The sequence below is a fragment of the Streptomyces sp. NPDC054961 genome (assembly GCF_053609145.1).
The window spans coordinates 73,858-84,702 of sequence record NZ_JBSGWY010000003.1 but is presented as its reverse complement, the minus strand read 5'-3'; the positions used below and the strand labels follow the sequence as shown (position 1 = coordinate 84,702).

13 protein-coding genes are annotated in these 10,845 nt (G+C 71.3%); 5 read left to right on the top strand and 8 right to left on the bottom strand.

The window, feature by feature from the left end; translation table 11 throughout:
• Window positions 1-138: 138 nt before the first annotated feature.
• The 4 genes from ACWF9Z_RS04515 to ACWF9Z_RS04500 all read right to left on the bottom strand — a co-directional run bounded on the left by ACWF9Z_RS04515 (window position 139) and on the right by ACWF9Z_RS04500 (window position 3,962).
• Window positions 139-729, bottom strand: a complete 591-nt coding sequence (locus tag ACWF9Z_RS04515; RefSeq protein WP_453597373.1) for a malonic semialdehyde reductase — start codon at window positions 727-729, stop codon at window positions 139-141.
• Window positions 730-852: 123 nt separating this feature from the next.
• Window positions 853-1,098, bottom strand: a complete 246-nt coding sequence (locus ACWF9Z_RS04510; protein ID WP_453597371.1) for an exodeoxyribonuclease VII small subunit — start codon at window positions 1,096-1,098, stop codon at window positions 853-855.
• Between the two features lie 56 nt (window positions 1,099-1,154).
• Window positions 1,155-2,528 carry an exodeoxyribonuclease VII large subunit gene (gene xseA, locus ACWF9Z_RS04505; RefSeq protein ID WP_453597369.1) on the bottom strand — a complete coding sequence of 458 codons (1,374 nt, stop codon included), beginning with the start codon at window positions 2,526-2,528 and terminating at the stop codon, window positions 1,155-1,157.
• Window positions 2,529-2,537: 9 nt separating this feature from the next.
• Window positions 2,538-3,962: an APC family permease gene (locus ACWF9Z_RS04500; RefSeq protein WP_453597367.1), complete on the bottom strand. Its 1,425-nt coding sequence runs from the start codon at window positions 3,960-3,962 to the stop codon at window positions 2,538-2,540.
• Window positions 3,963-4,048: 86 nt separating this feature from the next.
• Between ACWF9Z_RS04500 and ACWF9Z_RS04495 the strand changes: the two genes are divergently transcribed.
• The 3 genes from ACWF9Z_RS04495 (at window position 4,049) to ACWF9Z_RS04485 (ending at window position 6,698) form a co-directional block, all read left to right on the top strand.
• Window positions 4,049-5,053 (top strand): 4-hydroxy-3-methylbut-2-enyl diphosphate reductase, encoded by a 1,005-nt coding sequence (locus ACWF9Z_RS04495; protein WP_453597365.1) that lies wholly within the window; start codon window positions 4,049-4,051, stop codon window positions 5,051-5,053.
• A 47-nt stretch (window positions 5,054-5,100) separates the two neighbouring features.
• On the top strand, window positions 5,101-5,856 hold the full coding sequence (gene ppgK, locus ACWF9Z_RS04490; RefSeq protein ID WP_453597363.1) for a polyphosphate--glucose phosphotransferase: 756 nt from the start codon (window positions 5,101-5,103) through the stop codon (window positions 5,854-5,856).
• A gap of 206 nt (window positions 5,857-6,062) precedes the next feature.
• Complete coding sequence (locus tag ACWF9Z_RS04485) at window positions 6,063-6,698, top strand: VOC family protein (protein ID WP_453597361.1); 636 nt, start codon at window positions 6,063-6,065, stop codon at window positions 6,696-6,698.
• A gap of 176 nt (window positions 6,699-6,874) precedes the next feature.
• On the opposite strand, the gene ACWF9Z_RS04480 is transcribed toward ACWF9Z_RS04485, so the two are convergent.
• Window positions 6,875-7,345, bottom strand: a complete 471-nt coding sequence (locus ACWF9Z_RS04480; RefSeq protein ID WP_453597359.1) for a DUF6542 domain-containing protein — start codon at window positions 7,343-7,345, stop codon at window positions 6,875-6,877.
• 134 nt (window positions 7,346-7,479) lie between these two features.
• On the opposite strand from ACWF9Z_RS04480, the gene ychF reads away from it, so the two are divergent.
• Window positions 7,480-8,568 carry a redox-regulated ATPase YchF gene (ychF, locus tag ACWF9Z_RS04475; protein WP_453597357.1) on the top strand — a complete coding sequence of 363 codons (1,089 nt, stop codon included), beginning with the start codon at window positions 7,480-7,482 and terminating at the stop codon, window positions 8,566-8,568.
• Window positions 8,569-8,652: 84 nt separating this feature from the next.
• On the opposite strand, the gene ACWF9Z_RS04470 is transcribed toward ychF, so the two are convergent.
• From ACWF9Z_RS04470 to ACWF9Z_RS04460, 3 genes are all read right to left on the bottom strand, one after another.
• On the bottom strand, window positions 8,653-8,916 hold the full coding sequence (locus ACWF9Z_RS04470) for a type II toxin-antitoxin system RelE family toxin (protein WP_453597355.1): 264 nt from the start codon (window positions 8,914-8,916) through the stop codon (window positions 8,653-8,655).
• The gene (locus ACWF9Z_RS04465) at window positions 8,909-9,178 is read right to left on the bottom strand and encodes a type II toxin-antitoxin system Phd/YefM family antitoxin (protein ID WP_060180502.1); all 270 of its coding nucleotides are present in this window, start codon (window positions 9,176-9,178) and stop codon (window positions 8,909-8,911) included. The genes ACWF9Z_RS04470 and ACWF9Z_RS04465 overlap by 8 nt, the downstream gene beginning before the upstream one ends.
• A 269-nt stretch (window positions 9,179-9,447) precedes the next feature.
• Window positions 9,448-10,062 (bottom strand): antibiotic biosynthesis monooxygenase, encoded by a 615-nt coding sequence (locus tag ACWF9Z_RS04460; protein ID WP_453597353.1) that lies wholly within the window; start codon window positions 10,060-10,062, stop codon window positions 9,448-9,450.
• 333 nt (window positions 10,063-10,395) lie between these two features.
• On the opposite strand from ACWF9Z_RS04460, the gene ACWF9Z_RS04455 reads away from it, so the two are divergent.
• A complete protein-coding gene (locus tag ACWF9Z_RS04455; protein WP_453597351.1) occupies window positions 10,396-10,542 on the top strand; it encodes a hypothetical protein in 147 nt (48 codons plus the stop codon).
• The last annotated feature ends 303 nt before the right edge of the window (window positions 10,543-10,845 follow it).

The window sequence follows — 10,845 nt, the reverse complement described above, 5'->3', positions numbered from 1 at the left end:
CCGCGCCCCCCCGCCCCGCCCCCCCCCCCCACCCAGACCCGCCCCCCCCCCGCCGGCGCGCGCCCCCCCCCCGCCTCTTGCTGTACGTCAGGCGTCAGGTGCCGGGCGTCCGCCGTACGGCGTCAGGCGTCAGCCGGCTCAGACGGTGGTGACGACCTGGTCGAACTCCAGGCGCGGGGAGCGCGGGAACCAGGCGTCGTCGCCCGGCTTGCCGATGTTGACGACCATCAGCGGGGTGTGGTCGCCGTCCAGGAACTCCTTCTGGATGCCGGCGAAGTCCAGGCCGGTCATCGGGCCCGCGGCCAGGCCGGCGGCGCGGACGCCCATGATGAAGTAGGCGGCCTGCAGCGTGGCGTTGACCAGCGCGGACTGCTCGCGGACCGGGCGCTCGGAGAAGAAGGCGTCCTTGGCCTGCGGGAAGTGCGGGAGCAGGTGCGGGAGCTCCTCGTGGAACTCGTTGTCCGCGGACAGGATCGCGACCAGCGGGGCGGCGGCGGTCTTGGCCTGGTTGCCCTCGGCCATGTGCTTCACCAGGCGCTCGCGGGCCTCGGGGGAGCGGACCAGGGTGATGCGCAGCGGGGTCTGGTTGAAGGCGGTCGGGCCGAACTTCACCAGGTCGTAGATCGCCTGGACCTGCTCCTCGGTCACCGGCTCGTCGGAGAACGTGTTGGCGGTGCGGGCCTCGCGGAAGAGGAGGTCCTGAGCGGCGGCGTCGAGAACGAGAGACATCGGAAAGCCTTCTTCTGTACGGACTGAAGCTGAAGCGACGTCCAGGAGACTAACCCCGAGATAGGTGAATATTCAACTAGTTCGGCCGGGGTGGTGACCGAGCTCACTCGCCGGGGGCCGGGCTCACCCCCGGCCGCCCTCCCCGCCCTCCCCGTCCTCCCGCGCCGCGTCGCGCGCCGCCAGCGCCGAGTCCAGCCGGGCGCGGGCGCCCTCCAGCCAGTGGCGGCACACCTTCGCGAGCTCCTCGCCGCGCTCCCAGAGCGCGAGGGAGTCCTCCAGCGAGGTCCCGCCGGCCTCCAGCTTGCGGACGACCTCGATGAGCTCGTCACGCGCCTGCTCGTATCCCAGCGCCGTATCGGTTCCGGCCATTCCCGATCCCACCTCCTGTGTGTAGTGCAGCGAATTCATTGCGGCCATGTGCCGGGCTACGCGGGGTCCCCGGACCCGGCCGGGGGCTCGTTTCCGGTGCCCTTTCCGGTGTCGGTGTCGGTGCCCTTTCCGGTATCGGCGCCGGTGTCGGCCGCGGTTCCGGCCCCGGACCCGGACCCGGCCTCGGCCTCGGCTCCTACCTCGGCTCCGGCCTCGGACCCGACGGCCCCGACCGCCACCCGGAACTCCCCGTCCGCCACCCGCGCCCGCAGCACATCGCCCGCGGACACGTCCCGCGGCGAGCGCACCACGTGCCCGTCGGCCCGCTGCAGCACCGCGTACCCGCGCTCCAGCGTCGCCGCCGGTGACAGCGCCACCACCCGGGCGAGCGTGTGCGCCAGCTCCGAATCGGCCCGGTCCAGCAGGTGCCCCAGCGTCCGCCGGCCGCGCGCCAGCAGGGCGTCGAGCTCGGCCTCCCGGGTCTCCACCATCCGCCGGGGATGGACGAACACCGGGCGCGCGAGGGCGTGCGCGAGCCCCCGCTCCTCCCGGTCGAGCAGTCCGCTCACGGCGCGCAGCCCCCGGCCCTGCAGCTGGCGTACCCGCTCCAGCTCCTCGCCGACGTCCGGGACCACCTTCTTCGCCGCGTCCGTGGGCGTGGACGCCCGCAGGTCCGCCACCAGGTCCAGCAGCGGGGAGTCCGGCTCGTGCCCGATCGCCGAGACCACGGGCGTGCGGGCCGCCGCGACGGTCCGCACGACCTCCTCGTCGGAGAACGGCAGCAGGTCCTCCACGCTGCCGCCGCCGCGCGCCACGATGATCACGTCCACCTCGGGCATGGCGTCCAGCTCCTTGACCGCCTGGATCACCTGGGGCACCGCGTTCACCCCCTGGACGGCGACGTTGCGGACCTCGAAGCGGACCGCCGGCCACCTGCGCCGGGCGTTCTCCAGCACGTCGCGCTCGGCCGCCGAGGCCCGCCCGACCACCAGCCCGACCAGCTGCGGCAGGAAGGGCAGCGGCTGCTTGCGGTCCGCGGCGAAGAGCCCCTCGGCGGCCAGTGAGCGCTTGAGCCGCTCGAGCCGTGCGAGCAGCTCGCCGATGCCGACGGGGCGTATCTCCGTCGCCCGCAGCGACAGCTGCCCGCGCGGGGCGTACCACTCGGGCTTGGCCAGGACGACGACGCGCGCGCCCTCCGTCACCGAGTCCGCGACCTCGTCGAAGACCTGGCGGAAGCAGGTCACGCTGAGCGAGATGTCGTGGGAGGGGTCGCGCAGCGTCAGGAAGACCACCCCCGCTCCCGGCCTGCGCGAGAGCTGCGTGATCTGCCCTTCCACCCACACCTGGCCGAGCTTGTCGATCCAGCCCCCGATGAGCCGGGACACCTGACCGACCGGCAGCGGCGCGTCAGCCGACGTATTCAGACCCATGCACGCAGGCTAACCGCCCGAACTGACACCGGCGTCGGGGCCGGCCCCGCCGGCGTCCGCGCGTCGCCCGCGCTGGGCCACCAGCAGGCCCAGGCCCACCGCCAGCCACACCGCCCCCACCAGCTGGGCCGTCCACGAAGCCTCGACGATCACCGCCACGGTCACGGTGGCGCCGAGCACCGGGAGCACCAGGTGCTTGAACCAGTTCGGGGCGCCCTCGCGCCGTTGGACGACGAACCAGCCGACGACCGAGGCGTGCAGCAGGGTGAAGGCCACCAGCGCTCCGATGTCGACCACCGAGACCAGGTGGTCCAGCCCGTCGTCGCGCCGGGCCGCCCACACCGCCGCGATCAGCGTCACGGTCGCCGCCACCAGCAGCGCCGGGCGCGGCGTGCCGTGCGAGGTACGGGCCAGCGCGCGCGGCAGCCGCCGCTCGCGGGCCATCGCGAACAGCAGCCGGCCCGCCGCCGCCTGTCCGGCCAGCGCCGCGAAAGCGGCCCCGACCGCCTTGCTGACCGCGACCAGATCGTGCAGCCAGGGCCCCACGGAGGCCTCCACCGTGGTGTAGAAGGCCGGCCCCTGCTTCGCCGGATCGGCCGCCAGCTCGGCCGACGAGACGGGGGTGAGCAGGGCCGCCAGATAGGTCTGGGAGACGAACAGCACCCCGGCCAGCGCGAGGCAGAACAACACCGCCCGCGCCACCTTCGCGCTGCCGCCCGTCACCTCCTCGGCGAAGGAGACGATGGCGTCGAAGCCCAGATAGGAAAGGACCGCGACCGAGACCGCCCCGAGCACGGCGGTCGTCGAGAAGCCGAGCGAGCCGTCGCCGGTGAGCGGCGAGAGCCAGCCGCGCCGCGCCCCGTCCCGGACCAGCACGGTCGTGGCGGCGACCACGAACACCAGCAGGACCACGATCTCCATGGCCAGCACGGCGAAGCCCACGCGCGCCGCCGCCCGTACGCCCCACAGGTTCAGCAGGGTGGTGACGACCACGGCCAGGGCCGTCCACACCCACCGGGAGACCTCCGGGACCAGGGCGTTCATGGCGATCCCGGAGAAGAGGTAGGCGACCGCCGGGATCAGCAGGTAGTCGAGCATCGCCATCCACCCGGCGATCAGGCCGGGGCCCTCGCCCAGGCCCTTGCGGGCGTACGTGAAGACCGAGCCGGCCTGCGGGGCCACGCGCACCATCTGCGCGTAGGAGAAGGCGGTGAAGGCCATCGCGACGGTCGCGAAAAGGTAGACGAGGGCGACGGCGCCGTGCGACGTGGCGTCGAGGGTCCCGAAGACGCCGACCGGGGCCATGGGGGCGATGAAGAGGAGCCCGTAGACGACCAGGTCCCGGAAGCCGAGGCTGCGGCGCAGCGCGGTACCGGAACCGCCGGGCGTCCCGGAGGCTCCGGGCGTCGTGCTGGAATCCGTCGCGGACGCCATCGTTCCTCCGGGGGATAGCCGGTACGGACATTCGACCCAGTCTGTGCCGAACGGGCGACGTCCGGCCTGCTGGAGACCCCCGTACGATGGAGCCCATGACTGCTGCCGCCCCCGCTCCCGCATCCCGCCGCGTCCTGCTCGCCGCCCCCCGCGGCTACTGCGCGGGCGTGGACCGAGCCGTGATCGCCGTCGAGAAGGCCCTCGAGCAGTACGGTGCGCCGGTCTACGTCCGCCACGAGATCGTGCACAACAAGTACGTCGTCCAGACCCTGGAGAAGAAGGGCGCCATCTTCGTCGAGCGGACGGAGGAGGTCCCCGAGGGCTCCATCGTGATGTTCTCCGCGCACGGCGTGGCCCCGGTGGTGCACGAGGAGGCGGCCCGCGGCAAGCTCGCGACGATCGACGCGACCTGCCCGCTGGTCACCAAGGTCCACAAGGAAGCCGTCCGGTACGCGAACGAGGACTTCGACATCCTCCTCATCGGCCACGAGGGCCACGAGGAGGTCATCGGCACCTCCGGCGAGGCCCCGGACCACATCACCATCGTGGACGGCCCGCACGACGTGGAGAAGGTCACCGTCCGCGACGAGTCCAAGGTGGTCTGGCTGTCGCAGACCACGCTCTCCGTCGACGAGACGATGGAGACGGTCGACGCGCTGAAGACCAGGTTCCCGCTGCTCCTCTCGCCGCCGAGCGACGACATCTGCTACGCCACCTCGAACCGCCAGGAGGCGGTCAAGGCGATGGGCGCGGACTCCGACCTGGTCATCGTGGTCGGCTCCAAGAACTCCTCGAACTCGATCCGCCTCGTCGAGGTCGCCCTCGACGCGGGCGCGCGCGCCTCCTACCTCGTCGACTTCGCGAGCGAGATCGACGAGGCCTGGCTGGAAGGCGTCACCACCGTCGGCCTGACCTCGGGCGCCTCCGTGCCGGAGGTGCTGGTCGAAGAAGTGCTGGAGTGGCTCGCCGAGCGCGGGTACGCGGACGTGGAGATCGTCAAGACCGCCGAGGAGTCGATCGTCTTCTCGCTGCCGAAGGAACTGCGCCGCGACCTGCGCGCCGAGGCGGCGGAGCTCGTCAAGGAGCAGTAGGTCCGTTCGGGGCAGCGCCGGGGCCGGGCATTTCGTACGGTGAGTCCATGGAGATCTTCGGTGTGGACATCGGCGGTTCCGGGATCAAGGGCGCTCCCGTGGACCTGGACCGCGGCGACCTGGCGCAGGAGCGCCACAAGGTACTGACACCGCAGCCGGCCACCCCCGACGGGGTGGCCGGCTGCGTCGTCGAGGTGGTGCGCCACTTCGACTGGGACGGGCCGGTCGGGGTCACGTTCCCCGGCGTGGTCACGAGCGGGGTCACCCGTTCGGCGGCCAACATGGACAAGGCGTGGGTCGGCGTGGACACGGCGGCCCTCCTCTCGCGGCGCCTGGACGGCCGGCCGGTCACGGTCCTCAACGACGCGGACGCGGCGGGGATCGCGGAGATGTCCTACGGGGCGGGGCGCGGGATCGGCGGCACCGTCATCCTGCTGACGCTGGGAACCGGGATCGGCAGCGCGCTGTTCACGGACGGGCGGCTGGTGGCGAACACCGAGCTGGGCCACCTGGAGCTGAAGGGCCACGACGCGGAGACGCGGGCGTCGGTGAAGGCGAAGGAGGACGGGGACCTCACGTGGGAGCGCTGGGCGCACCGGGTGGGGAAGTACCTGGCCCACGTGGAGATGCTGTTCTCGCCGGACCTGTTCATCATCGGCGGGGGAGTGAGCCGCAAGCCGGAGAAGTTCCTCCCGCTGATCGAGGGCGTCCGGGCAAAGATCGTCCCGGCGGAGCTGCAGAACAACGCGGGCATCGTGGGCGCGGCGATGGCGGCGCACTCGGCGGCGGGGGCGGCGTCGTAGTCGGTGGTGCGGCCGGTGGTGCGGCCGGCGGCGCGGCCGGCGGCGAGCTCGGTGGTGTGCCCGGTGGCGTGATCGGCGCCGAGTAGTCCCGGGCGGGTGAGGCCGCGGGCCGGTCGTCTGGCCGGCCGGGGCGGCGGGCGCGGCGTCGGGCGTGCCGTCGGGCGTGGCGTCGGGATGTGTACGGGTTGCCGGGTGATGATGGCGCGGTGCGACTTGATCACGTGTCCTATGCGGTGGCCCGCGACAGCTTCGTCTCGACTGTCCAGTGGATTGGATCGGCCCTCGGCGCCGGGTTCGTCGACGGGGGCGTGCACCCGCGGTTCGGCACCCGCAACTTCATTCTCCCGCTGAGCGGCGGCACCTTCGTCGAGGTCGTCACCACGCTCGACCACCCCGCCGCCGACCGCGCACCCTTCGGCCAGGCGGTCGCGCGCCGCGCCGCCGAGGGCGGCGGCTGGCTCGGCTGGGTGGTCTCCGTCGACGACATCGCCCCGGTCGAGACCCGCCTCGGCCGCACCTCGGCTGAGGGCCACCGTGTCCGCCCCGACGGGTTCGACCTGAGGTGGAAGCAGATCGGCCTGCTGGAACTCATGGAGGACCCGCAACTGCCCTACTTCCTCCAGTGGCTGGTCCCCGTCGAGGAGCGCCCGAGCGCCGACCCGCGCACCTCCAGCACCATCCACGGGGTCTCCATCGCCGGCGACGCCGCCTCCATCGCCGAGTTCCTCGGCGAACCGGCCGACCACCCCCTCGACCAGATCGACGTCACCTGGGTCGAGGACGAGGACCCGGGCCTGGTCTCGGTCGAGTTCGCCACCGCCCACGGCCCGGTCACGATCTGACCGGGGCCCGGCTGCCCCGCGGGAGCGGCCGGCCGGGGTCTCCTGGCGCGCGCGTCTCATGGACGGGTTGGTCAGCTGACGGATCGGTCAGCGGACCGGATGTGTCTGCCCGCTGAGTGATCACTCCACCTCGCCGCCCTCCGCACCCGGGCACGGCCCCGCCCCGGAGGCAGCACCTAGGCGATGCGGCGGGGCGCTCTCCTGCGTCCGATCAGTACGGCCTTGCGCACGACCACGATCAGGGCGGCGACGAGCGTCCCGGCGTACAGCCAGCCGGCGTGCAGGGACAGCGCGGACACCAGCCCCATCACCTCCCCGGCGAAGCCGCCGGAGCCGCCCGACACGGGCCACACCCCGGCGGCGAAGGCGATCGGGGCGGTGATCGGCGCGGTGATCAGGTCGGCCGGCCGCACCCACAGGGCGGTGGCGGCCGCGACGGGCAGGAAGAGCAGCCCGTAGACGAACAGCGAGGCGTCGAACAGCAGCCAGTCGACGCCGCCGACCACGAGCATCGCGGCGCACGCGAACAGCCCGCCGCCGAGCCCCGTCAGCCGCGGCCGCGGCAGCCGTCGTACCGCCGTCGCCCGCCCGGGGGCCGCGGCCCGCTCCGCCGGGTGACGTACCGTACGCGCTTCGTATCGCTCCACCCCCCAAAGCTAGGCGGGGGGCCGCCGATCGCGTGCCCGGACACGCGTACATCCGTGCCCCCTCATCGGAAAGTAAACTGTCCGATGGCCCACTACCGGGCCGCCGCCCCCTCCAGCTACGGGAAGTCGCCAACGTGTCGCTCACGATCGGAATCGTCGGCCTGCCGAATGTCGGCAAGTCGACCCTGTTCAACGCCCTGACCAAGAACGACGTGCTGGCGGCCAACTACCCGTTCGCCACGATCGAGCCGAACGTCGGCGTCGTCGGCGTTCCGGACGCGCGCCTCGCCGTCCTGGCCGGCATCTTCGGTTCGCAGAAGGTCCTCCCGGCGACGGTCGACTTCGTCGACATCGCCGGCATCGTGCGCGGTGCGTCGGAGGGCGAGGGCCTCGGCAACAAGTTCCTCGCGAACATCCGCGAGTCCGACGCGATCTGCCAGGTCATCCGCGCCTTCGCGGATGAGAACGTCGTTCACGTCGACGGCAAGGTCTCGCCGAAGGACGACATCGAGACCATCAACACCGAGCTGATCCTCGCGGACCTCCAGTCCATCGAGAAGGCCGTTCCGCGCCTGACGAAGGAAGCCCGCCTCCAGAAGGAGAAGGTCGCGGTCCTCGCCGCCGTCGAGAAGGCCCAGAAGATCCTGGAGGAGGGCACGACGCTCTTCTCGGTGGGCATCACGAAGGGCACGGAGCAGGGCGACCTCCTCCACGAGCTCCACCTCCTCACGGTCAAGCCGTTCCTCTACGTCTTCAACGTGGACGAGGACGAGCTGACGGACGACGCCTTCAAGGCGGAGCAGAGCGCGCTGGTGGCCCCGGCCGAGGCGATCTTCCTGAACGCCAAGCTCGAGGCCGAGCTCATCGAGCTCGAGGACGACGAGGCCCTCGAGCTCCTCCAGTCGGTCGGCCAGGAGGAGCCCGGCATGGCCACCCTCGGCCGCGTCGGCTTCGCGACGCTGGGCCTGCAGACCTACCTGACGGCCGGCCCGAAGGAAACCCGCGCCTGGACCATCAAGAAGGGCGCCACCGCCCCCGAGGCCGCCGGCGTGATCCACACGGACTTCCAGCGCGGCTTCATCAAGGCCGAGGTCATCTCCTTCGCGGACCTGGTCGAATGCGGCTCCGTCGCCGAAGCCCGCGCCAAGGGCAAGGCCCGCATGGAAGGCAAGGACTACGTCATGCAGGACGGCGACGTGGTGGAGTTCCGCTTCAACGTCTGATCGCGTATCCAGATGCGGCCTGACCTGCGAGGATGCAGGTCAGGCCCTTCTGCTGTCCGCAACAGTCCGCAGGACCGGGAGCAGCTAAGTGTCGTAGACCGTGGAGCGGTGTCCGACGTGTACGACCCACACCACCAGCTGCCCGTTGTCGATCGTGTAGACGACACGGTAGTCGCCGACCCGTAGGCGGCGGCGCTCAGGCTGGGATGCGAGTGCCGTGGTGTTGAAGCCGAAGGGGTCGCTCTCCAGCTCTGTCAGTTTGGCCAGGATGCGAAGCGCCATGTCACGCGGGATCTTGCGCAGCTCGGCCTGGGCCTCGGGTCGGAACACCGTGCGGTAGTCACTCACTGCGCGCCAGGGTCTCCCTCATCACGTCCTCGATCGGGACGCCGGCGGCCGGGCTCGCCATGCGTTCGTCGATGATGCGGTTGATCTCGCGCTCTTCCCACTCCTGGTACTTGCGCAGCACCTCGATCGAGACCACGGCGGCGACTTGCTTGCCGCGGCGGGTGATGACAGTGGGCACGTCGTCGCGGTCGGCCCGTTCGACGACTTCGGCCAAGTGAGCGCGTACGTCGCGAATGGACTCTATGGGCAGCGGCTGAGTCATGCCTCAAGGGTACCGAGTGTGCCATGTGTACACAACGTGGGTTGCGTGCACTCGTTGGGGTGAGCCGCCGATTGGGTGGCTGATTCCGGGGACGGAGATCCCGCGGCCCTGCGGCGTGCAGGGGCACCCGCGTACGAGCCACGCCCCCGGCCGATGGACTGATTTCGCAAGCGTGCGGGTCAGAAGGGGCCGGACTCGTCGAGTTCGACCCCTTCTGCATGCCCATGCCGACTTGGTGCTGACTCGCGATCGCGGAAGCGGAGGCAGGCTCAGGCGTGGGGTACCGCCGTGGCGAGGACCACCTCGAATTCCTCGAGGCTGCGGGTGGTTGCGCGAGCCTTCGCCGTGGCCTCTCCGCGGACCGCCGCGACGGCGCCACGGGATGCCACGAGTGCGTTGCGGTCGGCGTAGAGCGCGCCGACGGCGGCTCTGCCGCGGTCGCGATCGATGAGCAGGGAGATGCCGGCCAGTCCGGGAACCGTCTGGACCCTGGGCAGTGAGGTGTCGCGGAACGTGTCCACCAGCAGGTCGATGTCGGCCGGCTCGACGTCCATGTGGACCAGCCGGAACCCCGCGCCTGGCGCGAGTTCCTCTGCGCGCCGGGCGACCGCCGCTTCCCAGTTGTCGACCGTCACGGTCTGCGCGAAGGGCGCCATCATCTCGGCCCGCCGCTTGCTCAGGTTCTCGTAGCTGGCCTGCCGGGAGGCCTCGTCCTCCCACCACGATCCCACCAGGAGCTTGCCGAGCTCGCGGTCGGCGAACAGCCCCATCCCGCGAAAGCCCGGTTGCGCCGACAGCAGCGCACGCCCGTCGGTCCGTAGCGCCTCGGCGACCCCGTCGAGCTCGGCCGGATCACCCGTTGCGTAGATGCTGCGAACGTACATAGCGCCCTTTCCTGCCTTCCGGTGGCCCCGCGCGGGCTCGTTTTCCCACTCCATGCGATGACCGGGGCGGATGGGGGGCAACGCGGCAGGGGCATTCAGGTGAAGAGGTGAGCCGTTGGCCCCTGCTGTTTCCCGTGCTGGGCTGGCGCTGGGCATCTGATCATCCATCAGTCGTTCGGCCCGCCTGAAGGGCGCCGGTGCGCGGTCCAGCGGGACGAGGAGACCGTGGCGCTTCACGGTGCTGAGCCTGGCGCGCTACGGCCAAGTCCCTGGAGGGGGCTCTGAGGGAGACATTCCCGAGCCCACGTTGCGCGGTGGCTCCGGGACTCCTTCGTGCCCGCACCGCACCTCGTCTGGTTCGCGAGCGGCCTTGCTGTGGCGAACGGCGAGCAGGACCTGTGGCCGCTGCCGGCCGAGGGTGGCGACGAAGACATCGCGGCTGAGCTGCGCAGGCACCTCGATTCCGTCGAGACCTCGTAGGCCAGTCCGCAGACAGTCCGCAGGGCACCCGTAAGCGACCGTCGGGACCCAACGCTCGCCAACGGAGAAACGCCTGGTCAGGGACCTGGATGGGGCTCCGCCGCAGGTCAGGAGTGGGCCGCAGACATTCCGCTTCAACGTGTAGTCGTCTCATTACTGCACGTTAGGTAATTTCGTCAAGTGTGCAGGTCAGTAGGGGGGGGGGGGGGGGTTGGGCGGCACCCCCAACAAAACCACAAACACTCAAAAGAGGAAAAGGTACACCCCCCACCCACCCACCACCCGGCGCCCCCCAAGCAGATG

What these genes read in the sequence shown, in the direction of transcription:
- ACWF9Z_RS04500 (WP_453597367.1), bottom strand. Translation starts at nt 3,962, where the DNA reads ATGGCGTCCGCGACGGATTCCAGCACGACGCCCGGAGCCTCCGGGACG.
- ACWF9Z_RS04515 (WP_453597373.1), bottom strand. Translation starts at nt 729, where the DNA reads ATGTCTCTCGTTCTCGACGCCGCCGCTCAGGACCTCCTCTTCCGCGAG.
- ppgK (WP_453597363.1), top strand. Translation starts at nt 5,101, where the DNA reads ATGGAGATCTTCGGTGTGGACATCGGCGGTTCCGGGATCAAGGGCGCT.
- xseA (WP_453597369.1), bottom strand. Translation starts at nt 2,528, where the DNA reads ATGGGTCTGAATACGTCGGCTGACGCGCCGCTGCCGGTCGGTCAGGTG.
- ACWF9Z_RS04495 (WP_453597365.1), top strand. Translation starts at nt 4,049, where the DNA reads ATGGAGCCCATGACTGCTGCCGCCCCCGCTCCCGCATCCCGCCGCGTC.
- ACWF9Z_RS04460 (WP_453597353.1), bottom strand. Translation starts at nt 10,062, where the DNA reads ATGTACGTTCGCAGCATCTACGCAACGGGTGATCCGGCCGAGCTCGAC.
- ACWF9Z_RS04465 (WP_060180502.1), bottom strand. Translation starts at nt 9,178, where the DNA reads ATGACTCAGCCGCTGCCCATAGAGTCCATTCGCGACGTACGCGCTCAC.
- ACWF9Z_RS04510 (WP_453597371.1), bottom strand. Translation starts at nt 1,098, where the DNA reads ATGGCCGGAACCGATACGGCGCTGGGATACGAGCAGGCGCGTGACGAG.